Source organism: Pacificispira spongiicola (genome assembly GCF_012926505.1).
Taxonomy (GTDB): domain Bacteria; phylum Pseudomonadota; class Alphaproteobacteria; order UBA8366; family Aestuariispiraceae; genus Pacificispira; species Pacificispira spongiicola.
The window spans coordinates 591,601-617,315 of sequence record NZ_JABBNT010000002.1; the positions used below are offsets into that span (position 1 = coordinate 591,601).

Sequence of the window (25,715 nt, forward strand, 5' to 3'; positions counted from 1 at the left end):
ACGGCCCGGTGTTATTGCTGGTGCTATTGCTGTTGCTGGGCCTGTTGCGCCGCCTGCCAGTGTTTCGCGAATTCGGCCAAGCGAACCGGTTTCCTCTTCGGGCCCCAATCGCCGGGTTTCGGTTCGAAGCGACCCGCGATCACACCCCCGCAATGCGTACAGTGCCCCCCCTGCCCGATGCCCCAATCCGATAGCGTATACCAGTCACGTCCGATGACCTTCGTCCCGCACTGCGGACAATAGGTCGACCCGGTCTCCTCATGATGAACGTTGCCGGTATAGACGTAGTTCAGACCCGCCGCCTTGCCGATCGCATGGGCCTTCAACAGCGTTTCAACCGGCGTGCGCGGTTTGTCCCGCATGCGGTAATCGGGATGGAAGGCGGTGAAATGCAGCGGCACGTCCGGCCCCAGCGTTTCCGACACCCATTGTGTCAGCGCCTCAAGTTCCGCCTCGCTGTCGTTCTCGCCGGGGATCAGCAGGGTCGTCAATTCGACCCAGGTCTTGCGTTCCTTCACCAGATAGACCGCCGTTTCCTTCACGGAGTCCAGCGACGCCGTGCACAGGGACCGGTAGAAATCCTCCGTAAACGCTTTCAGGTCCAGATTGACCGCGTCCATGCGGGCGAAGAACTCCTCGCGTGCCGCTTCCTTGATATAACCGGCGGTCACCGCGACATTCGCGATCCCCTGTTCATGACAGGCGGCGGCCACGTCCACCGCATATTCCAGGAAAATCACCGGATCGTTGTAGGTATAGGCGACGGATCGGCAACCCGTCTTCTTCGCCGCCGCCGCGATGGCGCCCGGCGGTGCCTGATCCATCAGACGGTCCATCTCCCGGCTCTTGGAGATATCCCAGTTTTGGCAGAATTTACAGGTCAGATTGCAGCCCGCCGTGCCGAAGCTCAGTACCGGCGTACCGGGCAGGAAATGGTTCAACGGCTTCTTTTCAATGGGGTCGATACAGTATCCGGAGGCCCGGCCATAGGTCGTCAGCACCAATTCGTCGCCGCGCCGCGCCCGCACGAAACACAGACCCCGCTGCCCGTCCTTCAGCTTGCATTCTCGCGGACAGACGTCACAGCGAATGCGCCCGTCGTCCTGCATCGCCCAATAACGCGCGGACACGCCGTCGATGACATCCCGATCCAGGGTCACGCCTTCCGTCATGGCTACCTCCATCCCATATATAGGATGTCTGACGAAAATTCGAAATGGCGGTCGCGGGTCCCGTGGCGACGCGTTATCATGCCGACCGTCAGGAAATGGAGGGACATACGATGGCACTGATCCGTCCCGCCGCCGTTGCGGGCATGTTCTATCCGGGCGACCGGCAGGGGCTGGCCCAGTCCGTGGCCGGTTTCGTCAACGATGCGGCGAAACGCGCCGGGATCGGACCAAACAGCCCAATTGTGAAGGCCGTCATCGCGCCGCATGCGGGATATGTCTATTCCGGGGCCTGCGCGGGGGAAGCCTATGCCCGTTTGCTGCCGGGCCGAGACGCCGTGACCCGCGTCGTCCTGATGGGCCCGTGCCATCGCGTCGCCTTGCGCGGGCTTGCCACGACCGCCGCCGACCTATGGCAGACGCCGCTGGGCTCCGTCCCCATCGACCGGGAAGCCCTGGACGGTCTGTCCGACCTGCCGCAGGTCTTTGCCCATGACGCCGCGCATAAGCAGGAACACAGTCTGGAAGTCCACCTGCCCTTCCTTCAAACCGTCTTCCCGAAGATGAAACTGGTCCCCTTCGCCGTCGGGCAGGCGAGCGCGGAGGATGTCGCCGCCGTCCTGGACCGCCTTTGGGGCGGACCGGAAACCCGGATCGTGATTTCCAGCGATCTGAGCCATTTTCTGGATTACGACGCCTGCAACGCCCTCGACGCCAAAACCGCCGACGCGGTCGAACGCTTCGATTATGCCGCCATCGGGCGGGATCAGGCCTGTGGGCGGATACCGATGTCGGGGCTCCTGAAACTGGCACCGGAAAAGCATCTGTCAATCGAACGGGTCGGACTGTGCAATTCCGGCGACACGGCGGGCGACAAGGGGCGCACCGTCGGCTACGGCGCCTGGGTGTTCCGCGCATGAATACGCAGGAAATCGCGGATAAGCACGGCGCGCTGCTGCTGGACCTCACGAAGCGCAGCCTTGCCGACGGTCTGGTCAACGGCAAGCCGCCGCCGGTCAATCTGGACAGCTTTCCGGAGGAGTTGAAGGCGCCGGGCGCGACCTTCGTCACCATCGAGAAAGCCGGAAAGCTGCGCGGCTGCATCGGCACGCTGCAGGCGCATCGCCCCTTGGTGCTCGATCTGGTAGAAAACGCCTATCGCGCCGGATTCAAGGACCCGCGCTTCCCACCGCTGTCCGGGGACGAAATGGGCCGCATCAGCTGGTCGATTTCGATCCTGAGCGAACCGGAACGCATGCTGATCCGGGATGAAGACGACCTACTGTCCCAATTAGTGCCCGGCGTGGACGGGTTGATCATCGCCGACAATGGGCGGCGCGCGACTTTCCTGCCGCAGGTCTGGGATCAACTCCCGGACGCGAAAACCTTCCTGTCCCATCTAAAGCGCAAGGCGGGTCTGCCACCCGACCATTGGTCGCCGAATTTTCAGGCCTTCCGCTATCGCGTTGTGAAGGTTGGTTGATTGACCGCAACGCATCCCGCCCTATGATCCTTCTCACACGGTCTTTGAGGGAACTTCCGGCATGGTGAAATTCGGTATCGGTCAGGCCGTTCGGCGCACCGAGGACCCGGTCCTTTTGACCGGCAAGGGGCAGTATACCGCCGATGTCTCCTGGCCCTGTCAGGCCCATGGCATCGCCGTTCGATCCCCCCATGCCCATGCCCGCATCCTGTCGATCGATACACAGGACGCGGCGGCGATGCCCGGCGTTCTTTCCGTCTTCACCGGCGCGGATATGCGCGCGGCGGGTGTCGGGCCGATGCCCGCCAATGTGGTGGTAACGCAGACCGACGGCAGCAAGATGGCGCAACCGCCGCGCCATGCCCTGGCCACCGACAAAGTGCGCCATGTCGGCGATCCCGTCGCCTTCGTCGTTGCGGAAACCCTGGATCAGGCGCGCGACGCGGCGGAAGCCGTGCTGGTGGATTACGAAGACTTGCCCAGCGTCACCGACACCGATCTGGCCGATACGCCGGACGCGCCGGTCATCCATGACGAAGCCCCCGACAACCGATGTTTCACCTGGGATTTCGGCTCCGCACCGGAAACCGCCGACGCGCTTGCCAAGGCCGCGCATAAGGTCGAGTTGAAGCTGATCAACAATCGGATCGTCGTCAACGCGATGGAACCGCGCGCGGCGCTGGCCAACTACGAAGGGGACGACGAAACCGGACGCTATGTCCTGCATACGCCGACCCAGGGGGTGCATTCCGTCCAACGCCAACTGGCCAACGACATTTTCCATGTCGACCCGTCCCGCATGCGCGTTATCACGGGCAATGTCGGCGGCGGATTCGGGATGAAAATCTTCCTCTATCCCGAACAGCTCTGCGTCCTCTATGCCGCGCGGCAGTTGAAACGTCCGGTGAAATGGGTCGGCGAACGGTCCTATGACGGGTTCACGGCGGACAAGCAGGGCCGCGATCATGTCAGCCGCATCACACTGGGCCTGGACAAGGACCTGCGCTTCACCGGCCTGCATATCGACCTGAAGGCCGCGATGGGCGCGCATCTGTCCGGCTTCCAGGCCTTTATCCCCACCATGGCCGGGGCGAAGATGTATACCGGCGTCTATCGCATCCCCGCGCTGCACATGCAGGTCCGGGGCCTGTTCACCAATACGACGCCGGTCGACGCCTATCGCGGCGCGGGGCGGCCGGAAGCGGCCTACCTTCTGGAAAGGCTGGTGGACAAGGCGGCATTGGACCTCGGCGTCGATCCGGCGGAACTGCGGCGGCGGAATTTTATCCCGACAAGCGCCATGCCCTACGATACCGGCCTGGGTCCGGTTTACGATTCCGGGGATTTCGAACGTGTCATGGACACGGCCCTGGCCCGGATCGACCGGGCGGGTTTCGCGGCACGCAAGGCGGAATCCGAAGCACGCGGCAAGCGGCGCGGGTTGGGCATGGCCTATTACATCGAATGTTGCGGCGCAGGCCCCGGCGAACAAGCCGACCTGCGCGTCGACGAGGCGGGCAAGGTGACGCTCTATATCGGGACGCAGGATAACGGCCAGGGCCACCACACGGCCTATCAGCAGATCATATCCGACCGATTGGACCTACCGTTGGAGGCAATCACCGTCGTGCAGGGCGATACCGACCTTGTCGAACGCGGTGGCGGCACCGGCGGCTCGCGCTCCATTCCCGAAGGCGGCGTCGCCGTGCGGGACGCGGCGGAAGGCGTGTTGGACAAGGGCAAGATCATCGCGGCGGGGATGCTGGAAACGGCGCCCGGCGACATCGACTATGCCGACGGGGCCTTTACCGTCGTCGGTACGGACAGACGCGTATCCTTCGAAGACGTCGCCCGCGCGGCCCGCGATCCGTCGCGCCTGCCGCCGGGAACGGAACCGGGCCTGGATACAAAGACGCGGCATAAGGCGGCGGCGCAGACCTTCCCCAACGGTTGCCATGTCTGCGAGGTCGAAATCGACCCCGATACCGGCGATATCGAAATCCCGCGCTATGTCGTTGTCGACGATTTCGGCACGGTCGTGAACCCGATGATGCTGGCCGGACAGGTCCATGGCGGTGTCGGTCAGGGTCTGGGTCAGGCCCTACTGGAAGAAACCGTCTACGATCCGGACAGCGGGCAGCTCCTGTCAGGGTCCTTCATGGATTACTGCATGCCGCGCGCGGACAATATGCCGGATATCGACTTCATCTATATTGAGGACATGCCCTGCACCACGAACCCGCTGGGTATCAAGGGCGCGGGGGAAGCGGGCGCCATCGGCGCACCGCCCGTCTTGATAAACGCCATCGTCGATGCCTTGAAAGATCTGGGCATTCATCATATCGACATGCCCGCAACGAAACACCGCATCTGGCAGACGATCCGAAACGCCACGATGCCTCAAGCGGCAGAATAGAGAGACCCGTGACCTCCACACAATTCGATACCGCGGCCCTGCTCCCGACCATTCAACAGGTGGCGCGGGATGCGGGCGCGAAGATCATGGCGATCTATGCCACGGATTTCGAGCACCGGACGAAGGACGACGCGTCCCCGGTGACGGAGGCCGATGAAGCGGCCGAGGCAATCATCGTCCCGATCCTGGAGAAACTGACGCCCGGCGTAGCCGTGGTGGCGGAGGAAGCGGCGACCACGGGCCGTATCCCGGATGTCGGCAACGGCCCCTTCTGGCTGGTCGATCCACTGGACGGCACCAAGGAATTCCTGAAGCGCAACGGTGAATTTACCGTCAACATCGCGCTGATCGAAAACAATGCGCCGGTCTTGGGCGTGGTCTACCTGCCCGCTTTGTCCTGCCTGTATTCCGGGATCGTCGGAAAAGGTGCCTGGCGTCAGGATAAGGACGGACCCGAAACCGCGATCGCCGTGCGTCCCGAACCGGCGGACGGCCTGACCGTGATCGGCAGCCGCAGCCATGGCGATGCATCGGAAATGGAGGCCTTCCTGGCCCCGCGCCGTATCGCGGAAACGGTGTCCGCCGGCAGTTCCCTGAAATTCTGCCGGGTCGCGGAAGGCGCGGCGGACGTCTATCCGCGCCTGGGCCGGACCATGGAATGGGATGTCGCGGCGGGCCACGCCGTTCTGGCGGCGGCGGGCGGCACGGTCACGCTGACCGACGGCACGCCCTTCACCTATGCCAAGAACCCAATCTTCGAAAACCCGCACTTCGTCGCCTGGGGTGGGGTTCGCCCGTAAAGACCATCCGGGAAGACGAGTGTGCCGCCGAAACGGAGGTCGGCATCATCAAATAGCGCGAAGCAGAAACATACTTTCCCGAAAGCCCGACCTCGCTAGGAAGTCTGTAAAGGGACAATTTCCTTTTCGATCCATTCTTCAGGATAGTCGAACGGCTCCCACCCACAAAACGAATAGGTGTTCCGCATATACTGCCCGTATTCAAATCGGACAGAGCATTTTTGATCTACCGCCAAATTGCGTAGATCGTCGAACCAATAGTCGTCGAGAATGCGTTTTAGGAAGGTTTCTCCGCCCGCCAGTTCCGCAACCCTGGCGATGAAATCCGGCTCGCCGCCCAGCAGGGTGGGGGATTCGTGTTCACCATAAATCGCCCAACTGCCGTCCCGTGAAAACAACAGCCCTTCACCGAATGACAAAGTGTCGGCATCCCCACTAAATCCCACCCAAAAATCCGCAAAATGGGCCGAGGTTGCCGTAGCGCAAGCCGTGCCGCGGTGCTGATAGCCCATGAGGTCGTAGTGTATGACCTCGGTGATTTCGCGCTCCGCCAAGGCGTAGCAGATCGGCGCGAAATCGAACCAACTCTCGTCCCCCTTGAAGATTTGCAGGCATTCTTCGGGCCGCTCGTCCGGCTGGGCACCAAGCTCGCCGTCCCAAAACGACGATCCGAACGCAAGATAGCGCCAATCGGGATTGGCGAACATATCCGTTGGCCGCAGGGTCTTCCTCATAAAATCTCTGAACTCGAAGCCCGGCGCCAAGAGGCGCTGGACGATGGGACGGAACTGCTCATCCGCTTCTTCTTCCGAATAGTGCCGGGCGACGTATACTCTACCGAATTCGATCCTCATTGAGACTCTCCGCGATACCGAATTTTGAAGTATGTTTCCCCGTGCGTCCCATTAGCACGCCCGTTGACCTGGATTTCGTTCGTAACCTCGCCGCTGTCTCTTGACGTGATTGTGCGATAGACGATCTTGGTCCCGTCCTTGGTTTTGTAGATTTTTTTCACGCTTCCATCCTGAGATTCTTCTTTCCGCGCTTGGCTCGGATCGCCTCCGACACTGCGGATGAGATCATAATAGTCCTTACCTGCCACTTCCTCAGGATGAGCCCCACCTCGCTTGGCGAGATTCGTGATGTATTCCCTATCCCCTTTTTCACCGATAAGTTTAGCGCCCGCCGTGACCTGTTTCAAACGGTCGGCGAGATCTGGGTTGCTGATCTGGTCAAGGTTGCCGCCCGCATTTCTGACGTTCTTAGGATGCGCGCCGCTAACATCCCAGTCGTAGTCGTTCCCTTTTGAATCCTTGATGTTGAGGATCGTGCCCTGGGGCAGGATATCCGACTGATCCTCTGACGGCGGTAGTTTGGTGAGGTCGTCGTATCGGCTGCCGTCCGGGAAAACGAGTGTGCCGCCGAAGCCCCGGTCGTCGGACTGGTCGGGAAAGGTTTCCTGGGTGTCGAGGTCCGGCGCGTCCTGCGGCGGGGCTTTGTCGATAGCTTGTTTTTCGTCCTCGCCCAACATGTCGCGTAAGTTCGGGCCCAACGGGCCGTAGCGGCCGACGCCCAGCAGTGGCGCGTCTTTCGCCGCGTCCCAGGCGTCGCCGAGTATTCCGTCGACTTTGTCGCCAAGGTCCTTCACCGCCTTTGGATCCACACCCAGTCCGGTCAGTGTCAGGCCGGGAATTGTGATCAGCCCGCTTTCCGAATCCTCATGCGCGACCTGAATGCCGGGTGGTTTCGGAGCAGGGCCGCCGCGCCGTTCGGGGGCTGTTTCTTTCAGCGCGGCCATCAAAGCAATGGGCATTCCCGATGCGCCGGAATTGTGACCGATGCCGGGCTTTTCCGCCTGCCGATACACGATCGACGGTCCTGCCCCCTTTTTAGCGAGTGGTACGGGGATTGGAGCACGGTATGGCCCGTCGCGTCTGACATCGTATTCCCGTGTACGGATGTTCTGTCGCGGCAGGATCGACGTCGCCAGGCCCAAAATTTCATCGGCGGTGGCCGACGGCTTCACGCCCCGTCCGAACGGACCGGGGGTATAGGTGCCGGGATAGGCCCGTTTCCACAATGCGGCAATGGCATCGCGATAGGCATCGCGCTGCGGGTGATTGGGCTTCCAATAGCGTTCATCCATCATGAATCCCTTGATCGCCTCGTCGGCATCCTTGGGCTTCGCGGTTCCGGTGAAACCGGCCGGTGCCGTAAAATCCGCCGTATCGGAACGGGCGGTCGAACCAGTGAGGTTATCGGCATCGGTAGGGCGCTTGGGATCATCCTCCCCCGGATTGGAATAGCGGTGCAACCCGGCCTCCAACCGGGACCGGAAGGGACCGTCCGGCCCGACACCGAAACCAAGGTCGTCCTGCCCGGATCGACGCCCGCGCGCCCTCGGATCGGTATAGTCATACATATTGATCTCCTTTTGTTCTATTTTGATATTTAAGAAAGGGCGCAATCCAAGCGCCCCTAGCCAGCCTATATCACAACTATAAAATTGTTCCGAAGTCAACACAAAACAGGAACATTAAAGGAACTAATTGGGTGCAAAAACATCCCGCCCAAAAGGCGGGATGTCCGCAATCATAGAAAAGCCCCCTGTCGGTCTGCGGTGCCGATCGGTGACGCACGCCCCTCCCGTTATTCGCGGAATGACGGGTCTTTCTTGTCCATCATGCGCAGATAGGCGTGCCATTCCGGCGGCGGGGTGGTGGCCTGATCTTCGGACTCGTCCTCCCACTGGCGGGCGGTGTGTTCGCAGACCTGACCGGACGGCAACGTGATCTTCGCGCCCGTGCGCATGACGTCCAGTTGCACGCGGCAGGCCTGTTCCAGGTAATAGAACCGGCTGAATGCATGCCCCACGGTTCGGCCCAGCGTCAGCAAGCCGTGATTGCGCAGGATCATGGCCCAGGAATTGCCCAGATCGGCGATCAACCGTTCGCGTTCCGAGAGGTCCAGCGCGATGCCTTCATAATCATGATAGGCGAGCCGGTTGTAGAACTGCATCCCGCCCTGGGTCATGGGCAGAAAACCGTCTTCCAGACAGGAAACCGCGACCCCGGCGTCGGTATGGGTATGCAACACGCAAACCGCGTCGTGACGCGCGCTGTGAATCGCACTGTGGATCGTATAGCCGGCGGCGTTGATGCCGTAGTCGGAGTCGTCCAGCACATTTCCGTCCAGATCGATCTTCACGAGATTGGATGCACAGACCTCGTCATAACCGAGGCCGAAGGGATTGATCAGGAACTGATCCGTCGTGCCGGGAACCCGCGCCGTAATGTGATTGTAAATCTGGTCGCACCAGCCATGGGCGTCGATCAGCCGATAGCAGGCTGCGAGATCGACGCGCATCGCCCATTCTTCATCGGAACAATCCGGTCGGCGCGCGCGATGGATATAGGTCATGCTTATGGGTTCCCTACATTTGGCGGTCTACACGGCAAGGCGGCAAAATAGTCCGCCAAGTCTTCGAGTTTATACTGTTTGCCCTCGTCGAACATGATTTCGCTCAATCGATGGTGTCTTTCGACCTCATCGTCTTGGCCTTTACTATCCTCCCAAAGACGCCGAAGTTCGGCAAGGAGATAGGCCCGGTCTTGTCCCGCCAGATAAGGCGTATCGGCCCACGGATTGCTCCTCATCCCCCCGTGGCACACCTCACATTTCTCGACGCCTTGCGGCTGTACGATATTTGCAACGTCCACATCGACCGGTCCGATACAGGCACGCGTCGAATAGAAGGCCGCGATATCCGCGATTTCCGTCGTCTTCAGGGACCGCGCCATTTCGTTCATGATCGGATGGATCCGGCGGATGACGGTTTCCTGATCCGACGTCACTTCCTTGAACTTCAAATGGGTCAGCGCCCGGACAAGATACCCATATTTCTGGCCCGCAAGTTTCGGAATGCCTTCCGGCCGTGCGGAACCATCCCAAGCGTGGCACGCGCCGCAACCATGTTCGTTGACCAGCGCGCGCCCCTTCGGCGGCGATCCGAAAGCCCATGCCAGTGATACCGGGAAACACGAACACGCTAAAATGAGAAAAAGTATAACTGACTTCATTTTATTACGCCCCACCCGGCAATATTTCAGACCGGGCACCCTAAATCTCTATAATTTTAATTAAAAGAGAGAATAATTTTTTGTTAACACCACCTATACGACAGGCTTTTTATGCCCTGCCGACTCCGGCATCCTGATCCATCGGGTGTTTCGATTAAGGGCCGATAGGCTGTGACCATACCAATCCGGATTGTTCTTGTTGTCGGCTTTTGCGGCCTGCTGGCGGTGTCGCTCGGCATCGTGATCTATACCGGCGTTTCCGGGGCCTTGAGCAATACGCTGGCCCTGATCGCGGGCAATTCCGTGCGTATGGTCGAAAATGCCGAACAACGGCTATCGGACGAATTGTCGCCGATCGAAGCCCAGGCCGCCTGGATTGCGGAAAGCTTCTCCTCCGGTCGTCTGACATTTGATGACCCGCAACGACTACGCCTCGCGCTTGAATCGTCCATGGCCGCCCTGCCGGATCTCGCCGGAATGATCGTCATCGACCGGTACGGGCATGGATTTCAGTTCCTGAGCAAATGGCAGGTTGTCGACGGTCCCTCGGTACAGGAAGTCAATATTCTGGCAGATGGACTTCTGGCAAAAGCGCTGGAAAGCGCCAGGGAGATCAAGATTCCGGTCTGGCGGCGGCCGGTTTGGGTGCCGGAGCTTGCCCAAACCGCGATCAACCTGCACACACCGCTGGTTCGGGACGGGCACTTCCTCGGGCTGCTGATCCAGGGAAAGGCCGTCGCGGATTTGTCCAACCGCTTGCGGGATTTCGATTGGACGGATTCCGGCGCGACGCCGTTCCTGTTGTATGACGGCAATCAGGTGCTGGCCCATCCCAGTTTGGCCGAAGGTGCCTTGAACGCCACCGAAGAAGCGCCCTTACCGACCGTTTCCGCCTTCGACGATCCGGTAATCCAGTCCCTGCCGATTATGGCGCCGTTGCGGCTCCAGGACTTTACCGAGGACGAGCGGTTCAAGCTGGGCCAGGTCTTTTTCGAAAACAGGCGATACCTGATATCCTACGCGCAGTTTTCCGGGCTGGCCGCCGACAAGCCGATCACCGTCGGTCTGTATGTCGATGAAGACCAATATCGCCCCCTGCGGACGAAGATTTACGAAATGATCGGCGCCAGCCTTTCCGTTCTCGCCATATCCGTGGCCATCACCCTGTGGCTTGCGAAACAGACAGGACAACCGATACGCGCCCTGGCGGCGGCATCCAACCGCGTCGCGGCGGGTGACCTGGACCACGTTCCCGCCCTGCCCCACAGCCGACTGCGGGAGTTGGAGGCCGCGTCCCGCGGTTTCGAACGAATGGTCGCGGGCCTAAAGGAACGAGAACGAATTCTGGACCTGTTCGGGCGTGTCGTGCCGCAAAAGATCGCGGAACGGATGCTGCACGCCCCCGACGGCCTTTCCCCGCAACAAACCGAAGCGACGGTCCTATTTTGCGATTTGGCGCGCTTCACGAACATGACGGAGGAATTGGGGCCGGAAAAGGTCGTGACCGTCCTGAACGCCTACTTCACCGATCTGGTCGATGTCATTCACACATTCGACGGAATCGTCACCCAGTTCCAGGGCGACGCCATCCTCGCCGTCTTCAACCTGCCGATGGCCGATCCGGATCATGCCTTCAAGGCGATCGAGGCCGGGACCGTCATTCAACGGCATCTCAATCGGCAATCCTATGAAGGCGAACGCCTAACCGCCCGCATCGGGATCGCGACGGGTCCGTTGATCGCCGCCCTGGTCGGGGCGGAATCCCGCCTGAACTATACGGTCCACGGCGACACGGTGAATGTGGCCGCGCGGCTAGAGGAACTGAACAAGGCGTTGGATACGCATATTCTGATCGCGGAAAGTACGGTCAACGCGGCCAAGGCGCCTCTTGCGGCGGCGAACAACCCGAAACTAAAATCGCTGGGTCCGCAGACGATCCGCGGGCGCGAAACCCCCGTCACGGTCTTCACAACCACGTCGGACTAGACCATGCGAGAAATCCTGCGCAGCAACGACCCCGTCGAACTGTCCTTCACGGAAGTCCTGCTGCGGGACTCCGGGATAGACTGCATCCTGTTCGACGCGCATACGAGCATACTGGAAGGGTCGATCGGCGCCATTCCCCGGCGCCTGATGGTCGCGGACGATGATTTCGAGGCCGCCAAACGCCTTTTAACCGATGCAGGGCAGCGCGATGACAACGCCTGACCGTCACAGCACGGACGCCTTTCTGGGGGGGCGGATCGCCCTGCACCAATCGAAAACCGGCTATCGCGCCGCCATGGACCCGGTCCTGTTGGCGGCGGCGGTCCCGGATATCGGACGCGGACGGGTCCTGGACCTGGGCTGCGGGAACGGTGCGGCCTTGCTGTGCTATGGGGCACGGGTTCCGGGCCCTGACCTCGTCGGGTTGGAATTGGATGGGGAGGCTGCCGACCTCGCCCGGGTGAATGCGGAAGAGAACGGGTTCGACGCCCGGTGCACCATCCTGCAAGGCGATATCATGACCCCGCCGGACGCTTTGACACCCGGCGGGTTCGACCAGGTCTTTGCCAACCCGCCCTATTTGGATGCCCGTACCGGAGAAGCCTCCCCCATCCCCGATCGCGCCCGGTCCAATGTCGAAGGGGAAGCCCGGTTGAAGGATTGGGTTTCCGCGCTGCTGCGCTTCGCCCGACCGAAAGGGGGGGTCACGATTGTCCATCGCGCCGACCGGACAGACGAAATCCTGGCACTATTGAGCCGTAAGGCCGGGGATATCACCGTTATCCCGCTGTGGCCGCGCTTGGGGCAACCGGCGAAGCGCGTTATCATCCGGGCACGGAAGGGCGTTCGCGGCGGCACGGTCCTGCATCCCGGATTGGTATTGCACGGTCCCGCGGATGATCCCACGGCACGCTATACCCCCGCGGCGGCGGCCATCCTTCGAGACGGCGCGGCACTCGTTTGATCGGGTCCCTGATTTTCCGTAGCGGATTGTCCCACGATTTTCGTAAACCCGCCTTTGCTTGCCGTTCCGGAATTGTGCAAGAATGGCCGTAAGGAATTTCTATCGGAAGATCAGGGGAAAAATGGCTGCCGGCGGTGATGTTACCTTCTTGGAAGATGCGGCCTTGTATCTTTCTGCGGCGGTTATCGCGGTACCGCTCTTCAAGCGCTTGAAACTCGGTTCCGTCCTGGGATATCTCGCTGCCGGGGCTGTCATCGGCCCGCATGTTCTGGGGGCCGTCGGGGATACGGAAAACGTCTTCGCCTTTGCCGAATTCGGCGTCGTGCTGCTGCTGTTCCTGATCGGCCTGGAACTGAAGCCCAGCCGATTGTGGGCCTTGCGCGGGGATATCTTCGGATTGGGCAGTATCCAGGTCTTCCTGACCGCCGCCGCCGTCGCCGCCTTCGGCGTCTATGCTCTGGGGGCGTCCTGGCAGGTCTGCGTGTTGGTCGGTATGGGACTGGCGCTCTCCTCCACCGCTTTCGGGCTTCAGTTGATGCAGGAACGCGGGGAATTGAACACGACATACGGTACCCGCGCCTTTTCGATCCTGCTGCTTCAGGATTTGATGATCGCACCGATTCTGGCGCTGGCACCGTTGATGGCCCTGGGCGGCGGACAGGAAGCAGGATCGGACGGTTGGATCGCCGCCCTAGAAAGCATCGGGGCGGTCGCCGTCTTGATCCTGGCCGGAAAGTTCGCCCTGAACCCTATTTTCCGGATCATCGCCCAGACGAAGTCGCACGAAATCTTCATGGCGACGGCCTTGCTGCTTGTCGTCGGATCGGCCTTGCTGATGCAATGGTTCGGACTGTCCATGGCGCTGGGCGCCTTCCTGGCCGGGGTAATGCTGGCCGAAAGCGAATACCGCCACCAGATCGAAGCCGATATCGAACCCTTCCGCGGGCTGCTGCTGGGCCTGTTCTTCATTGCCGTCGGCATGTCCGTGGACTTGGGCGTTGTCATCACGGAATGGGCCTGGGTGGTCGGCGGCGCCATTCTGCTGTTGATCGTAAAAGGGGTCATCATCTATGGCCTGTGCCGGATTTTCCGGTCCTCCGCGCCGGAATCGGGCCTGATCGCCACGACCTTGCCGCAGGGTGGTGAGTTCGGATTCGTCGTCGTCGCCGAGGGTGTCGCTCTCGGCCTCGTCAGTGCCACCGACGCCGGACTGCTGACGGCGCTTATTACCGTGTCCATGGCCCTTACGCCGCCGATCCGCATGGCGTTCGAACGCCTGGCGCCGCACCTGTGGCCCACCAAGACGGATCACCTGCCCCGGCCGGGCGAGGAATCCGAACGCAACGGCGTAATCATTTTGGGCTTCGGACGCGTCGGGCAGATCGTCAGCCAGATTTTTCGCATGAAGGGCATATCCGTCACCGCGATCGACGCGGACCCGAAACGGATCGAGGCGGCGAAACGGTTCGGCGCAAAGGTCTATTTCGGCGACGCCACGCGCCCGGATGTTCTGGCCGCCGCCGGGATGGCCGAGGCAAAATTGGTCTATGTCACCATCGACAACGCCGCCGCCTGTACGAAATCCATCGACGTCATCACCCATCGCTTCCCCAATGTGCGCATCATGGCCCGCGCGCATGACCGTCTACACGCCTTGGACCTGCTGGACAGCGGGGCGGATTTCCTGATCCGGGATACGTTCGAAAGCTCCGTCAAACTGGCGGAAGAAGGGTTGCGCCGCCTCGATATCGATGTGGAGGAAATCGACCGCCTGCTGGAGGAATTCCGGCGCGTCGACGGCGAACGCCTGATCCGCCAGAAAGCGGAAGGCATCTATGCCACGGCAGAAGACGGCGGCACCTTCCGATTGGATAAATCCTGATCCTTCCCGGATATCCACGTCCTCCACACCATTCGCAATAGGATTCGCCGTCATGGCATTCGATCTCGACCACTATCTCAACCGGTTGGGTCTGACCGAAAAGCCGGTCGGCGCCGACGGGCTGGCGCGCCTGCAAGAGGCGCAGATGCGCGCGATCCCGTTTGAGGCGATCGACCCGTTCCTGGGCATGCTGCCGGACCTCACCGACGACGGACTGTGGCAGAAACTGATCATCGACCGACGGGGCGGCTATTGTTTCGAACTCAACACACTCTTCGGGCTCGCCCTCGATGCACTGGAATATCGTCCGCAGATGTTGATGTGCCGCGTCCGCCAGGGCGCGGATCGGGGCGGCGCGCGCACACATCTGGCGTTCACGGTTGAGGCCGACGGCGTTCGCTGGCTCTGCGATACGGGGTTCGGCGGTCCGGGGTCCCGCCGCCCACTGCATTTGGACAGCCGCGATCCGCAGACTATCGGGCAGGATGTCTTTCGCCTTCGAAACGATACGGCGACCGGCGAATTGGTCGTCGACAAGCAACAGGGCGACGGATGGTTCCCGCTCTACGGAACGGATTTCTCACCGGTCCAATTCGCGGATATCGAGGCCGCCAACTTCCTGTGTACCCATTGGAACCGCACGCCCTTTCAGACATTCCTGATGGCGGCGATCCTGACCGAAGCCGGGCGGGCGAGCCTGTTCAATCTTGCCTTCAAGCATGTGAAGGACGGACAGGAAGAAACCCGCATGCTGGCCGACGCCCCGGAACTGGGCACGGTTCTGGAAACGGTCTTCGGTCTGAACTTTAATGATTCGACGGTTCAGGCGGTCTTCGATAAGGCCGCGAACGCGCCCCTTACCCGTTAAGCACCCGCCCCGCGACGGCATCCAGCTTCGCCATGACGGCCGGGTCCCGCGCTTCCGGCGCGGTGATCAGCGCCATTTGCAGCGCCCGGTCGCAGCCGCAGGTCGGTTCCGCAGCCCACGTATTCAAACGTTTCGCCACCTCACGCACCAGATCGCGCCCATGATCGGCGTTTTCCAGCAGGGTCTTGATAACCATTTCGACATCGACATGATCGTGATCGGGGTGCCAACAATCGTAGTCAGTCACCATGGCGACGGTCGCGTAACGCAGCTCCGCTTCGCGGGCCAGCTTGGCCTCCGGCATATTCGTCATGCCGATGACCGAACACCCCCAACTGCGATACAGTTCCGATTCCGCGAGGGAGGAAAATTGCGGCCCTTCCATCACCATATAGGTCCCGCCGCGCGTATGCGGAATGGCCAGGGATTTCAGCCCGTCCTCGCACAAATCGCCAAGCCAGGACGATACCGGATGAGCCATGGACACATGCGCGACACAGCCCGGACCGAAGAAGCTTTTTTCCCGCGCGAACGTCCGGTCGATGAATTGGTCGACAATGACGAAATGGCCGGGCGGCAATTCTTCTTTCAACGATCCGCAGGCAGAAATCGATAGGATATCGGTGCAGCCCAACCGCTTCATCACGTCGATATTGGCGCGATAGTTGATGGAACTCGGCGACTGAACATGCCCGCGACCGTGACGCGGCAGGAAGCGGAGCTTCGTTCCGTTCAAAACGCCGCACAACACGGCGTCGGACGGCTTGCCCCAGGGCGAGTCGACCGACACCCATTCGGCATCTTCCAGACCGTCTATCGCATAGAGACCGCTACCGCCGATGATTCCGAGCACCCGTTCAGTCATATACCGATCTCCGCTGTTTTAAGCCGATCCCGCGGCCTTGATCGCCGCCCGGACGGCCTGCCGAAACATATCTTCCGTCAGGCGCCCCGTATTCGTGTTGTAACGCGAACAATGGTAGCTGTTTACCACGAAGATTTCGCGACTCGTTTTGTCTTCCACACGATGGACGGCTTCATGGGCGAATTTGTACCCGGCGGGGCGCTGCCCCAGGACCCGCAGAATCGCTTCATGTGCGATACGGCCCAGGGTGAAGACCGTCTTCAGGTTGGTCATCGCCGCGATCTCATCGACCAGAAAAGGCCGACAGGCATTCATTTCCTGTCCGATCGGTTTGTTTTGCGGCGGCACACAGCGCACGGCATTGGCAATCCGGCACCCGGTGAGCCGTAGGCCATCGTCGGGCCTGCGGTCGTAGACTCCCTCCGCCAGACCTTCTTCAACCAGAACCTTATACAGGAGGTCTCCCGCCCAATCCCCGGTGAAGGGACGTCCGGTTCGGTTCGCCCCTTGCAATCCGGGCGCCAGACCGAGAATCAGGATCGGCGCGTCCAACGGCCCGAAACTGGGGACCGGGGCATTCCACCAATCGGGATGCGCCGCCCTGTTTTCGGCGATGAACGCGTTCAACCGCGGACAGAGCGGACAATCCCGCGATGGGTTTTCGAAAACCGGCGTGCTCACCGGTTGCCGGATCGGTCGGTGCGTTCGACAATAGCCTCGACGCCGGAATAATCGTCCTCGTCGTCGAACTCGTCGTCGCCTTCATAATCTTCTTCATCGCCGTCAAAATCGGCGCTGGGCCCGCGCGGCGAGCGGCGCGGCGCGGTGCTGGCCTGGGTCGACGGGCGTGCCGGTTCGTGGAAGTTCCGGGCAATATCCTTGGCCAGATCGTAAAGCTCGATGAAGTTGTCGGCCTGACGGCGCAATTCGTCCGCGATCATGGGCGGGGAGGATTTGATCGTGCTGACCACGCTGACCCGCACGCCGCGGCGCTGTACCGCCTCCACCAAGCTGCGGAAATCGCCGTCGCCGGAGAACAGGACGATGTGGTCGAGATGCTCCGTCATGTCGAGCATATCGATCGCCAGCTCCATGTCCATATTGCCTTTGATCCGCTGACGGCCTTGAGAATCCGTGTAGGATTTTGCCGGCTTCGTGACCATGGTATAGCCGTTGTAGTCAAGCCAATCGACCAGCGGGCGGATCGGGGAATAGTCCTGATCCTCGAACAGCGCCGTGTAGTAGAAGGCACGGACAAGTCGGCCTTCCGTCTTGAACTGCGTCAGAAGCTTCTTGTAATCGATATCGAACCCCAGCGCCTTGGCCGCCGAATAAAGATTTGCCCCGTCAATGAATATGGCAAACTTCTCTTCTTTGTAGATTCCCAACCGCATGGCGGAATTCCCTTCGTATAAATTGTTTGCTGCTATGAATGCCGCCGCAGGCGCGAGAAAAAGCCTGTCAGCCTTCAATTCAATAACTTGTGGAAGATTCCTAGTCCGCGCCGAAACGTGTTTCAAGAAACGAAATGTAAAATGCTGTATACTTTACCGACATCGTCCCGGCGTTTCGCCAGGGTCCATTCGGGCGGGAATTCTACGGTTGAAATAGCAGGCGTTGACGCGTATATCCCCGTTTCCGGTGCGGATTTACGTTCGCGCCGCTGAATGACATGCGGTTGACCCGCCCCATCCCCGTCCCGCCGCCTGTGTCGGCCCGGGGGTTCGAACCGAACGAGGAAGTGAACATATGGCCCGCGTTACCGTAGAAGATTGCGTCGAACAGGTTCCGAACCGCTTTGACCTTGTCATGCTGGCCGCTCAGCGCAGCCGCGACATTTCGAACGGCGCGGTGCTGCAGGTCGATCGCGACAACGACAAGAACCCCGTCGTGTCGCTGCGCGAGATCGCGGAGTCCAAGGTCGACAAGGAAGAGCTGAAGGACGAGTTGATCCGCGGTATGCAGCGTTTCATCGACACCGACGAGCCGGAAGAAGAGGACGATGTCCAGGTCTTCGAACAGGCCATGATCGGTGCCGCCGAAATGCCGCATATGGGCGATCCGGGCCCGATCCCGGCGGCGCCGAGCGACGATGACGGTCCGCTGGAAATGCCGCGTTTCGAAGACGCCGACGTCGACGACTGATCGCGAAAGCATCCAAAACGTCTCGGAAGCCCGGCCACAGCGCCGGGCTTCGTTTTTTACGTCCGTTCCAGTCGATTCGACCGCAGCGCGGCCTTGTTAATTGGGGTCGGGCGACACATTCTATCTTTATGGAAAGCCGCGCCTTTCGGCGGCTTGGAACGGTGTTTAAGGTCGCGCTGCGCTCATGATGCGTCAATACGAGTTGGTGGAGAGGGTTCGGGCCTATGATCCCGGCGCCGACGAGGATGCGCTGAACAAGGCTTATGTCTTCACCGTGAAATGGCACGGCAGCCAGACGCGCGCCAGCGGCGACCCCTATTTTTCCCACCCGGTCGAAGTCGCGGGCCTGTTGAGCGACAAGCGGCTGGATTGTGCCTCCATCATTACCGGGCTGCTGCACGACACGGTGGAAGACACCGACGTCACCGTCGACATGATCAAGGAAACATTCGGCGGCGAAATCGCCGCCCTAGTCGACGGGGTGACCAAGCTGTCGCAGTTGGAACTGCAATCGGACCGGACCAAGCAGGCGGAAAACTTCCGCAAACTCGTCCTGGCGATGTCGCAGGATATCCGCGTCCTGATCGTGAAGCTGGCGGACCGGCTGCACAATATGCGCACGCTGCATTTCATAAAGAGCCCGGAAAAGCGTCGCCGCATCGCTCGCGAAACCATGGATATCTATGTTCCCCTGACTGAGCGGATCGGCATCCGCGACTGGCAGGAGGAACTGGAAGATATCGCCTTTCAGGAACTGAACCCGGATGCGCGCGCATCGATCGTCGCCCGTCTGGCCTTTCTGGAAGAATCCGGCGGCGACATTGTCGACCGGATCAAGGACACGCTGATCCAGGAATTGGCGAAACACGGCCTGACGGCGGAAATCAGCGGTCGCCGCAAGAAGCCCTATTCCATCTGGCGCAAGATGCAGCGGCAGAATATCGGTTTCGAACAGCTGTCCGACATCATGGCCTTCCGCGTCATCGTCGGGTCGGTGGAACAGTGCTATCAGGCGCTGGGCGTGCTGCACGGCCTGTATTCCATGGTGCCGGGCCGTTTCAAGGATTACATCTCGCTGCCGAAGCCGAACGGGTATCGGTCCATCCATACCGGCGTTATCGGGCCGGAAAACCGCCGCATCGAAATCCAGATCCGCACCCGCGATATGCATGAAATCGCGGAACTGGGGGTCGCCGCCCATTGGCGCTACAAGGAAAAGGGCGGTAGTGCCAAGGAGCCGGGAGACGCCGAAGGTGGGTCGCGCAAAGGCCTGACCGAAGGCCGCCAGTACCGATGGCTCCGCGAATTGCTGGAAATTCTGGAAAACGCATCCGGACCGGAAGACTTCTTGGAACACACGAAGATGGAGATGTTCTCCGATCAGGTGTTCATCTTCACGCCCAAGGGCGACCTGCATGCCCTGCCGCGCGGGTCGTGCCCCGTCGACTTCGCCTATGCCGTCCATACCGATATCGGCAACCGCTGCACGGCCGCGCGGGTCAACGGGCGGTTGGTGCCGCTGCGCACGGAACTGCGCAACGGTGACCAGGTGGAAATCATCACCTCCAAGGCGCAGACGCCGTCTCCCGCCTGGGAAAACTTCGTCGTCACCGGGAAGGCGCGCGCCTGTATCCGGCGGTTCATCCGGTCGGTCCAACGCGAACAGTATATCCGATTGGGTAAGGAAATCCTCGACCGTGCCTTCAAGGCCGAAGGGTATGACGCGACCGAAAAAGCGCTGAAGGGGATTGCCCAGCGCTTCGACGCAGAAACCGGCGAGGATGTGCAGGTCGCCGTCGGCGAGGGCCGCGTATCCGCGCGGGAAGTCCTGATCGCCTGCTATCCAGGCGTGAAGGAAAAGGAAAAGGACAAGACGGTCCCGAAGCGCAAGGCGCCGGGACAGATCGATCCGACCGCCGGGGGCGCCATCCCGATCCGAGGGCTGATCCCGCATATGGCGATCCATTTCGCACGTTGCTGCCACCCCCTCCCCGGCGACCGGATCATCGGCATCGTCACGACCGGCAAGGGTGTTACGATCCACAACATGGATTGCCCGACGCTGGAAAACTTCTCCGACATGCCGGAACGCTGGCTGGACGTGTCCTGGGACGCGGAGGCCGTGGACGGTACCGCCTTTACCGGGCGGGTCCGAACGGTTTTGTTGAACGAACCGGGCGCCCTGGCGGAAGTCACCGCCGTGATCGGGCGCGAGGGCGGCAATATCTCCAACCTGAAATTCACCAGCCGCAGCGTCGATTTCTTTGAAATGTTGATCGATATCGAAGTCACGACGGCAAAACAGTTGAACAATATCCTGGCGGCGCTGCGGGCCTCCCGCCACGTCAATTCGGTGGAGCGCGCCTGATGCGATTCAAAGGACGCAGCCCCCGGACCTGGTTGACCACGACACGCGAATTCATCTGGCCGCGCATGAGTCTGTCCCGCCTATGGGCCTATTACAAAAAGCGCATTTCCCGCCTACCCGGCACGCCGCACAGCATCGCGGCCGGTTTCGCGGCGGGCGCGGCGGTCAGCTTCACCCCCTTCATGGGGCTGCATTTCGTTCTGGGGGCTCTGCTTGCCTATCTGTTGCGGGGCAATCTGATCGCCTCCGCCCTCGGCACCTTGGTCGGCAATCCTTGGACCTTCCCGCTGATCTGGATCGCGATTTATGAAATCGGCAGTTCGATCCTGCCCGGCGAGGGCACGAAAGTGTCGCTGAACGATTTGAGCTTCACCTATTTGATGGCCCATATCGGCGATGTGCTGCTGCCGATGATGCTGGGCGGGGCGATTCTGTCGGTCGTCGTCTGGCCGATTTTCTATTTTCCGCTGGTCCGCATGATCGAAAAGCTGCGCCGCAGCCGTCTGGGCCGCAGCCGCAAAAGGGCAGAGATGGGCCGGGAAACCGCATGATCATCGGAACCGGGACCGACCTTTGCCAGATTTCGCGTATCGCGGACAGCCTGACCCGGTTCGGCGACCGGTTCACCGCACGATGCTTTACGGAACGCGAACAGATGCGCGCCGACCGGAAACCGGCGAAGCGTGCCGACCGCTACGCCCAGATGTTTGCCGCGAAGGAAGCCTGTTCCAAGGCCTTGGGCACCGGTTTTCGTCAGGGGGTGTTCTGGCGCGATATGGAGGTCGTGCCCCTGCCCAGCGGCAAGCCGCGCCTGATCCTGCACAATGGCGCCCTGGCGCGGGCCGAAAAGCTGATGCCCCCCGGCATGGTGCCTCTGGTCGATATCTCGTTGACCGACGAGGCGGGCCTTGCCCATGCCATGGTCATCCTGTCCGCCATCCCCGCCGATCAGGCGGACATGCTGCGGCACTATCGGGAACTTTAGGCTCGGCTTACGTGGCGAAGAGCTGATCCAGGTTTTTGAACGCCTTCAGTTCCAGTGCGTTCCCGGCCGGGTCCATGAAGAACATCGTGGCCTGTTCCCCCGGCTGCCCCTTGAAGCGGATATAGGGTTCGATGACGAATTCCACGCCCGCCGCGGTCAAGCGATCCGCCGTTTCCTGCCAGTCTTCCATCGTCATCACCAGGCCGAAATGCCGCACCGGCACCCCGTGCCCGTCGACGGAGCCTTTCGCCGCCTGTCGGCATTCCTGCGGCGCTAGATGCGCAACGATCTGGTGCCCGTGGAAATCGAAGTCGACCCAATCCGGCGAACTGCGCCCTTCCCCACAACCCAGCAGCCCTTTGTAAAAGCCGCGCGCGGCCTCCAGGTCGTCGACCGGGAAGGCCAGATGGAAGGGACGGATTTCTTTTGCGGCCATGGGGCGGCTCCTTCGATAATGGTGCATAAAGCGATATCAAATGCGGAAGACAAAGGAAATCCGTTCGCGAATTCCCAGGCTCCGGGTTGACTTCCACCGGGGCTGGGGGCCATATCCAGGCAATCCCGCAGGAATGGCCGTGAACCCGGCCGGTAGTAACTGGAAGATCGATGGCAGACTTCGAAAAGGCGGAAAAGAGCGCCGTGACCGATACCCCGAAGACCAAGAAGAAAAACGCATTCCGCGAAACGATTTCGACCGTCATCTGGGCCGCCGTCATCGCCTTCGGCTGCCGCATCTTTTTCTACGAACCGTTCAACATTCCGTCCGGTTCCATGCTGCCGACGCTGAAGATCGGCGACTATCTATTCGTTTCGAAATTCTCCTATGGCTACGGCAAGTATTCCTTCCCGTTCAGCCCCTTCGATTTTTCCGGCCGGATCATGGGCTCCGGGCCGGAACGCGGCGACGTGGCCGTGTTCCGCAAGCCGACGGATACCTCAATCGACTATATCAAGCGCATCATCGGGCTGCCCGGCGACCGCATCCAGGTCATCAACGGTATCCTGCATATAAACGGCGAGGCCGTGAAGCGCGAACGCATCGAAGACTACGTCCCGGAATACGGCGAACGTCTGGGTCAGGCGGTACCGCAATATATCGAAACCCTGCCGAACGGCGTGCAGCACCGGATCATCGAGGCGATGGGCGACCATTGGCGCCTGGATAACACGCCGGAATATACGGTCCCGCCGGGTCATTATTTCGCGATGGGCGACAACCGCGATCATTCCCAGGACAGCCGCGTGTTGAGCCAGGTCGGTTTCGTCCCGGCGGAAAACTTCATCGGCAAGGCGACGATCCTGTTCTTCTCTATCGGGGATCGGGGCATGCTGTCCTTCGACGAGCCGGGCATCCGGTTCGGGCGTTTCTTCAATGCCGTCGACTGACGACCGCCGCGCCGCGCTCGAAGCGCGGATCGGCCATGCCTTCAAGGATCCTAAACTGCTGGACCGGGCCCTGACCCACAGCAGCAGCCCCCATGCCGCGAAAGGCAGTTATGAACGCCTGGAATTCCTGGGCGACCGCGTTCTGGGCCTGATCATCGCCGATATGTTGATGCGCCACTATCCGAAGGAACCGGAAGGGCACCTGTCCCGCCGCTTCAACGCGCTGGTGCGTAAGGAAACCCTGGCGGAAATCGCGACGGAACTGGGCGTCGGTCCGGAAATCCGGTTCGGCCCGTCGGAAGTCGAGGACGGCGCGGAAAACCAATCCATCCTATCCGATGTCTGCGAGGCGCTGATCGCCGCCCTGTTCCGGGATGGCGGGTTGGACACCGCCCGCGCTTTTGTGGAATCCCACTGGACCGACCGTCTGGATGCCGCGGTCAAACCGCCGCGGGATGCGAAAACCACGCTGCAGGAATGGACCATGGCCCGCGGTCTCGGCCTGCCCGTCTATGAAGAAGTCGGCCGCAGCGGCCCCGACCATGCCCCCGTCTTCCGCATTCGGGTCAGCGTCGCCGGGCATGGCGATGCCGAAGCGGAAGGCCGCGCGAAACGACTGGCGGAACAGACCGCCGCGAAAACCTTGTTGGAAAGCCTACCGAAATGACCGATGCGTCCCCTGAAATGACCCGTTGCGGCTTCGTCGCCGTGATCGGCGCGCCGAATGCCGGGAAATCCACCCTGGTGAACCTGCTGGTCGGGGCAAAGGTCACCATCGTGACCCACAAGGTTCAGACGACGCGAACCCGCGTCCTGGGCATCGCGCTGCGCGACGAAACGCAGGTCTGTTTCATCGACACGCCCGGTATCTTCAAACCCAAACGCCGCCTGGATCGCGCCATGGTCTCCGCCGCGTGGCAGGGCGCGCAGGAAGCCGACGCCACGGTGCTGCTGATCGATGCCCATGCCGGTGTGACGGATGAGGTCGAGGACATCCTGAAGGGGCTGGAAAAGGAAGGCCGCAAAGCCGTCCTGGCGCTCAACAAGATCGACATGGTGAAGCGAGAAATCCTGCTCGCCCTCGCCGACCGCCTGAACAAAACCGGCCTGTTCACGGATATCTTCATGATTTCCGCCGAAAACGGCGATGGGACGGAAGATCTGATGGCGCATCTCGTCTCCCGCATGGCGCCGGGCCCGTGGCTGTTCCCGGAAGATCAACTATCCGACATGCCGCAGATGCTGTTGGCGGCGGAAGTAACGCGCGAAAAGCTGTTTCTGAACGTTCACCAGGAACTGCCCTATGCGCTGACCGTGGAAACCGAAAGCTATGAGGTCCGCAAGGACGGATCGATCCGCATTGAACAAGTCGTCTATGTCGAACGCGAAAGCCAGCGCGCGATCATCCTAGGCAAGAACGGCGCGAAGGTAAAAACCGTCGGCTCCGCCGCCCGGAAGGAGCTGGAGGAGATGTTCGAGTCCAAGGTCCACCTATTCCTGTATGTGAAGGTGCGCGACCGTTGGCAGGACGACCCTGAACGCTATCGTATGTGGAACCTGGACTTTCAGGCATGACGGGACCCGTTGTCGTTCTCGTAGACCCCCAGATGGGGGAAAATATCGGCATGTGCGCCCGTGCCATGCTGAATTGCGGGCTGACGGAAATGCGCATCGTGCGGCCCCGCGACGGTTGGCCGAACCAGAAGGCAATCGACGCGTCCTCCGGCGCGGTGGACGTCATTGAGAACGCCGCCCTGTTCGATACGGTCGAAGAGGCTGTGGCGGACCTGACCCGCATCTACGCCACGACGGGCCGCAAGCGGGAAATGGTGGAAACGGTGATGACGCCCCGCGCCGCCGCCGCCGATATTCGCAAGCGCGAATCCACCGGCACCGAACGCTGCGGCGTCCTGTTCGGCGGGGAACGGTCCGGCCTGACGACGGAAGACGTGGCACTGGCCGACGTTATCCTGCGCGTGCCGCTAAATCCTGACTTCAAATCCCTGAATCTGGCCCAGGCAGTTCTACTGGTCGGCTATGAATGGTTCACGGCGGAAGACGCAACGCCGGATAGCACCGTCGATATCGGCGACTCACGGCCCGCGACCCGCAACGAAATCGACATCATGATTGAACGGTTAGGGCGTGGCTTGGACGACGGCGGCTTTTTCCGGTCCCCCGACATGCGCCCGACGGTCATGCGCAATATCCGCATGCTGTTTCAGCGATCCGGCCTGACGGATCAGGATATCCGCACCGTGCACGGCATTGTCGAAAGCCTGCGCCGTGCCGGGCCGGAACCCCGCAAGGGCGGGTGAC

The 25,715-nt window shown here is 61.1% G+C and carries 26 protein-coding genes; 17 read left to right on the forward strand and 9 right to left on the reverse strand.

Annotation, left to right across the window (positions count from 1 at the left end):
- Positions 1 to 23 precede the first annotated feature (23 nt).
- On the reverse strand, positions 24 to 1,172 hold the full coding sequence (gene amrS / locus HH303_RS08075) for an AmmeMemoRadiSam system radical SAM enzyme (RefSeq protein WP_169624721.1): 1,149 nt from the start codon (positions 1,170 to 1,172) through the stop codon (positions 24 to 26).
- 44 nt (positions 1,173 to 1,216) lie between these two features.
- Here amrS and amrB point away from each other — a divergent pair, with 44 nt between their 5' ends.
- The 4 genes from amrB (at position 1,217) to cysQ (ending at position 5,868) form a co-directional block, all read left to right on the forward strand.
- The gene (gene amrB, locus HH303_RS08080) at positions 1,217 to 2,089 is read left to right on the forward strand and encodes an AmmeMemoRadiSam system protein B (RefSeq protein ID WP_227421622.1); all 873 of its coding nucleotides are present in this window, start codon (positions 1,217 to 1,219) and stop codon (positions 2,087 to 2,089) included.
- Complete coding sequence (gene amrA, locus HH303_RS08085) at positions 2,086 to 2,652, forward strand: AmmeMemoRadiSam system protein A (RefSeq protein WP_169624722.1); 567 nt, start codon at positions 2,086 to 2,088, stop codon at positions 2,650 to 2,652. Before amrB ends, amrA begins: the two co-directional genes overlap by 4 nt.
- A 61-nt stretch (positions 2,653 to 2,713) precedes the next feature.
- On the forward strand, positions 2,714 to 5,068 hold the full coding sequence (locus tag HH303_RS08090; RefSeq protein WP_169624723.1) for a xanthine dehydrogenase family protein molybdopterin-binding subunit: 2,355 nt from the start codon (positions 2,714 to 2,716) through the stop codon (positions 5,066 to 5,068).
- A gap of 8 nt (positions 5,069 to 5,076) precedes the next feature.
- Positions 5,077 to 5,868 carry a 3'(2'),5'-bisphosphate nucleotidase CysQ gene (cysQ, locus tag HH303_RS08095; protein WP_319637343.1) on the forward strand — a complete coding sequence of 264 codons (792 nt, stop codon included), beginning with the start codon at positions 5,077 to 5,079 and terminating at the stop codon, positions 5,866 to 5,868.
- A 95-nt stretch (positions 5,869 to 5,963) separates the two neighbouring features.
- Here cysQ and HH303_RS08100 read toward each other — a convergent pair whose 3' ends face one another.
- From HH303_RS08100 to HH303_RS08115, 4 genes are all read right to left on the reverse strand, one after another.
- Entirely contained in the window at positions 5,964 to 6,722 is a 759-nt protein-coding gene (locus tag HH303_RS08100) for a hypothetical protein (protein ID WP_169624724.1), read from the reverse strand.
- Complete coding sequence (locus tag HH303_RS08105) at positions 6,719 to 8,017, reverse strand: hypothetical protein (RefSeq protein WP_169624725.1); 1,299 nt, start codon at positions 8,015 to 8,017, stop codon at positions 6,719 to 6,721. The genes HH303_RS08100 and HH303_RS08105 overlap by 4 nt, the downstream gene beginning before the upstream one ends.
- 500 nt (positions 8,018 to 8,517) lie before the next feature.
- Entirely contained in the window at positions 8,518 to 9,288 is a 771-nt protein-coding gene (locus tag HH303_RS08110; RefSeq protein WP_169624726.1) for a class II aldolase/adducin family protein, read from the reverse strand.
- A gap of 2 nt (positions 9,289 to 9,290) precedes the next feature.
- A complete protein-coding gene (locus HH303_RS08115; protein WP_169624727.1) occupies positions 9,291 to 9,947 on the reverse strand; it encodes a c-type cytochrome in 657 nt (218 codons plus the stop codon).
- Between the two features lie 171 nt (positions 9,948 to 10,118).
- Here HH303_RS08115 and HH303_RS20270 point away from each other — a divergent pair, with 171 nt between their 5' ends.
- From HH303_RS20270 to HH303_RS08140, 5 genes are all read left to right on the forward strand, one after another.
- Complete coding sequence (locus HH303_RS20270) at positions 10,119 to 11,933, forward strand: adenylate/guanylate cyclase domain-containing protein (RefSeq protein WP_169624728.1); 1,815 nt, start codon at positions 10,119 to 10,121, stop codon at positions 11,931 to 11,933.
- 3 nt (positions 11,934 to 11,936) lie between these two features.
- Positions 11,937 to 12,155, forward strand: a complete 219-nt coding sequence (locus HH303_RS08125) for a putative signal transducing protein (RefSeq protein ID WP_169624729.1) — start codon at positions 11,937 to 11,939, stop codon at positions 12,153 to 12,155.
- Positions 12,142 to 12,897, forward strand: coding sequence for a tRNA1(Val) (adenine(37)-N6)-methyltransferase (locus HH303_RS08130; RefSeq protein WP_227421623.1), 756 nt, complete (start codon positions 12,142 to 12,144; stop codon positions 12,895 to 12,897). Before HH303_RS08125 ends, HH303_RS08130 begins: the two co-directional genes overlap by 14 nt.
- 121 nt (positions 12,898 to 13,018) lie before the next feature.
- On the forward strand, positions 13,019 to 14,779 hold the full coding sequence (locus tag HH303_RS08135; protein ID WP_169624731.1) for a monovalent cation:proton antiporter-2 (CPA2) family protein: 1,761 nt from the start codon (positions 13,019 to 13,021) through the stop codon (positions 14,777 to 14,779).
- Between the two features lie 52 nt (positions 14,780 to 14,831).
- Complete coding sequence (locus HH303_RS08140; RefSeq protein ID WP_169624732.1) at positions 14,832 to 15,647, forward strand: arylamine N-acetyltransferase family protein; 816 nt, start codon at positions 14,832 to 14,834, stop codon at positions 15,645 to 15,647.
- Here the strand turns inward: HH303_RS08140 and HH303_RS08145 are convergent.
- Genes HH303_RS08145 through HH303_RS08155 form a run of 3 tightly spaced genes read right to left on the reverse strand, consistent with a single transcriptional unit; the run spans position 15,637 to position 17,906 of the window.
- On the reverse strand, positions 15,637 to 16,512 hold the full coding sequence (locus HH303_RS08145; protein ID WP_169624733.1) for an S-methyl-5'-thioadenosine phosphorylase: 876 nt from the start codon (positions 16,510 to 16,512) through the stop codon (positions 15,637 to 15,639). The genes HH303_RS08140 and HH303_RS08145 overlap by 11 nt on opposite strands.
- Positions 16,513 to 16,530: 18 nt before the next feature.
- Positions 16,531 to 17,193 carry a uracil-DNA glycosylase gene (locus HH303_RS08150; protein WP_319637344.1) on the reverse strand — a complete coding sequence of 221 codons (663 nt, stop codon included), beginning with the start codon at positions 17,191 to 17,193 and terminating at the stop codon, positions 16,531 to 16,533.
- Entirely contained in the window at positions 17,190 to 17,906 is a 717-nt protein-coding gene (locus tag HH303_RS08155) for a LabA-like NYN domain-containing protein (RefSeq protein ID WP_455011040.1), read from the reverse strand. Before HH303_RS08155 ends, HH303_RS08150 begins: the two co-directional genes overlap by 4 nt.
- Before the next feature lie 355 nt (positions 17,907 to 18,261).
- Between HH303_RS08155 and rpoZ the strand changes: the two genes are divergently transcribed.
- The 4 genes from rpoZ to acpS all read left to right on the forward strand — a co-directional run bounded on the left by rpoZ (position 18,262) and on the right by acpS (position 22,010).
- Complete coding sequence (gene rpoZ, locus HH303_RS08160; RefSeq protein WP_169624734.1) at positions 18,262 to 18,657, forward strand: DNA-directed RNA polymerase subunit omega; 396 nt, start codon at positions 18,262 to 18,264, stop codon at positions 18,655 to 18,657.
- Between the two features lie 184 nt (positions 18,658 to 18,841).
- Positions 18,842 to 21,025, forward strand: a complete 2,184-nt coding sequence (locus HH303_RS08165) for a RelA/SpoT family protein (RefSeq protein WP_169624735.1) — start codon at positions 18,842 to 18,844, stop codon at positions 21,023 to 21,025.
- Entirely contained in the window at positions 21,025 to 21,576 is a 552-nt protein-coding gene (locus HH303_RS08170; protein WP_169624736.1) for a DUF2062 domain-containing protein, read from the forward strand. Before HH303_RS08165 ends, HH303_RS08170 begins: the two co-directional genes overlap by 1 nt.
- Complete coding sequence (gene acpS / locus HH303_RS08175) at positions 21,573 to 22,010, forward strand: holo-ACP synthase (RefSeq protein ID WP_169624737.1); 438 nt, start codon at positions 21,573 to 21,575, stop codon at positions 22,008 to 22,010. Before HH303_RS08170 ends, acpS begins: the two co-directional genes overlap by 4 nt.
- A 7-nt stretch (positions 22,011 to 22,017) precedes the next feature.
- Here the strand turns inward: acpS and HH303_RS08180 are convergent, their stop codons facing one another.
- Positions 22,018 to 22,446 (reverse strand): VOC family protein, encoded by a 429-nt coding sequence (locus tag HH303_RS08180; protein ID WP_169624738.1) that lies wholly within the window; start codon positions 22,444 to 22,446, stop codon positions 22,018 to 22,020.
- 170 nt (positions 22,447 to 22,616) lie between these two features.
- On the opposite strand from HH303_RS08180, the gene lepB reads away from it, so the two are divergent.
- The 4 genes from lepB to HH303_RS08200 are packed head-to-tail and all read left to right on the forward strand — an operon-like array spanning position 22,617 to position 25,714.
- Positions 22,617 to 23,396 (forward strand): signal peptidase I, encoded by a 780-nt coding sequence (gene lepB, locus HH303_RS08185; RefSeq protein ID WP_169624739.1) that lies wholly within the window; start codon positions 22,617 to 22,619, stop codon positions 23,394 to 23,396.
- Entirely contained in the window at positions 23,383 to 24,063 is a 681-nt protein-coding gene (rnc, locus tag HH303_RS08190) for a ribonuclease III (protein WP_169624740.1), read from the forward strand. Before lepB ends, rnc begins: the two co-directional genes overlap by 14 nt.
- A complete protein-coding gene (era, locus tag HH303_RS08195; protein ID WP_169624741.1) occupies positions 24,060 to 24,971 on the forward strand; it encodes a GTPase Era in 912 nt (303 codons plus the stop codon). Before rnc ends, era begins: the two co-directional genes overlap by 4 nt.
- Positions 24,968 to 25,714: an RNA methyltransferase gene (locus tag HH303_RS08200; protein ID WP_169624742.1), complete on the forward strand. Its 747-nt coding sequence runs from the start codon at positions 24,968 to 24,970 to the stop codon at positions 25,712 to 25,714. Before era ends, HH303_RS08200 begins: the two co-directional genes overlap by 4 nt.
- Position 25,715 lies beyond the last annotated feature (1 nt).

Excerpts from the sequence above, each read along its gene's own strand:
- amrS (WP_169624721.1), bottom strand. The coding sequence starts at position 1,172 with ATGACGGAAGGCGTGACCCTGGATCGGGATGTCATCGACGGCGTGTCC.
- amrB (WP_227421622.1), top strand. The coding sequence starts at position 1,217 with ATGGCGGTCGCGGGTCCCGTGGCGACGCGTTATCATGCCGACCGTCAG.
- amrA (WP_169624722.1), top strand. The coding sequence starts at position 2,086 with ATGAATACGCAGGAAATCGCGGATAAGCACGGCGCGCTGCTGCTGGAC.
- HH303_RS08090 (WP_169624723.1), top strand. The coding sequence starts at position 2,714 with ATGGTGAAATTCGGTATCGGTCAGGCCGTTCGGCGCACCGAGGACCCG.
- HH303_RS08100 (WP_169624724.1), bottom strand. The coding sequence starts at position 6,722 with ATGAGGATCGAATTCGGTAGAGTATACGTCGCCCGGCACTATTCGGAA.
- HH303_RS08105 (WP_169624725.1), bottom strand. The coding sequence starts at position 8,017 with ATGATGGATGAACGCTATTGGAAGCCCAATCACCCGCAGCGCGATGCC.
- HH303_RS08110 (WP_169624726.1), bottom strand. The coding sequence starts at position 9,288 with ATGACCTATATCCATCGCGCGCGCCGACCGGATTGTTCCGATGAAGAA.
- HH303_RS08115 (WP_169624727.1), bottom strand. The coding sequence starts at position 9,947 with ATGAAGTCAGTTATACTTTTTCTCATTTTAGCGTGTTCGTGTTTCCCG.
- HH303_RS08125 (WP_169624729.1), top strand. The coding sequence starts at position 11,937 with ATGCGAGAAATCCTGCGCAGCAACGACCCCGTCGAACTGTCCTTCACG.
- HH303_RS08130 (WP_227421623.1), top strand. The coding sequence starts at position 12,142 with ATGACAACGCCTGACCGTCACAGCACGGACGCCTTTCTGGGGGGGCGG.
- HH303_RS08135 (WP_169624731.1), top strand. The coding sequence starts at position 13,019 with ATGGCTGCCGGCGGTGATGTTACCTTCTTGGAAGATGCGGCCTTGTAT.
- HH303_RS08140 (WP_169624732.1), top strand. The coding sequence starts at position 14,832 with ATGGCATTCGATCTCGACCACTATCTCAACCGGTTGGGTCTGACCGAA.
- HH303_RS08145 (WP_169624733.1), bottom strand. The coding sequence starts at position 16,512 with ATGACTGAACGGGTGCTCGGAATCATCGGCGGTAGCGGTCTCTATGCG.
- HH303_RS08155 (WP_455011040.1), bottom strand. The coding sequence starts at position 17,906 with ATGCGGTTGGGAATCTACAAAGAAGAGAAGTTTGCCATATTCATTGAC.
- rpoZ (WP_169624734.1), top strand. The coding sequence starts at position 18,262 with ATGGCCCGCGTTACCGTAGAAGATTGCGTCGAACAGGTTCCGAACCGC.
- HH303_RS08165 (WP_169624735.1), top strand. The coding sequence starts at position 18,842 with ATGATGCGTCAATACGAGTTGGTGGAGAGGGTTCGGGCCTATGATCCC.
- HH303_RS08170 (WP_169624736.1), top strand. The coding sequence starts at position 21,025 with ATGCGATTCAAAGGACGCAGCCCCCGGACCTGGTTGACCACGACACGC.
- acpS (WP_169624737.1), top strand. The coding sequence starts at position 21,573 with ATGATCATCGGAACCGGGACCGACCTTTGCCAGATTTCGCGTATCGCG.
- HH303_RS08180 (WP_169624738.1), bottom strand. The coding sequence starts at position 22,446 with ATGGCCGCAAAAGAAATCCGTCCCTTCCATCTGGCCTTCCCGGTCGAC.
- lepB (WP_169624739.1), top strand. The coding sequence starts at position 22,617 with ATGGCAGACTTCGAAAAGGCGGAAAAGAGCGCCGTGACCGATACCCCG.
- rnc (WP_169624740.1), top strand. The coding sequence starts at position 23,383 with ATGCCGTCGACTGACGACCGCCGCGCCGCGCTCGAAGCGCGGATCGGC.
- era (WP_169624741.1), top strand. The coding sequence starts at position 24,060 with ATGACCGATGCGTCCCCTGAAATGACCCGTTGCGGCTTCGTCGCCGTG.
- HH303_RS08200 (WP_169624742.1), top strand. The coding sequence starts at position 24,968 with ATGACGGGACCCGTTGTCGTTCTCGTAGACCCCCAGATGGGGGAAAAT.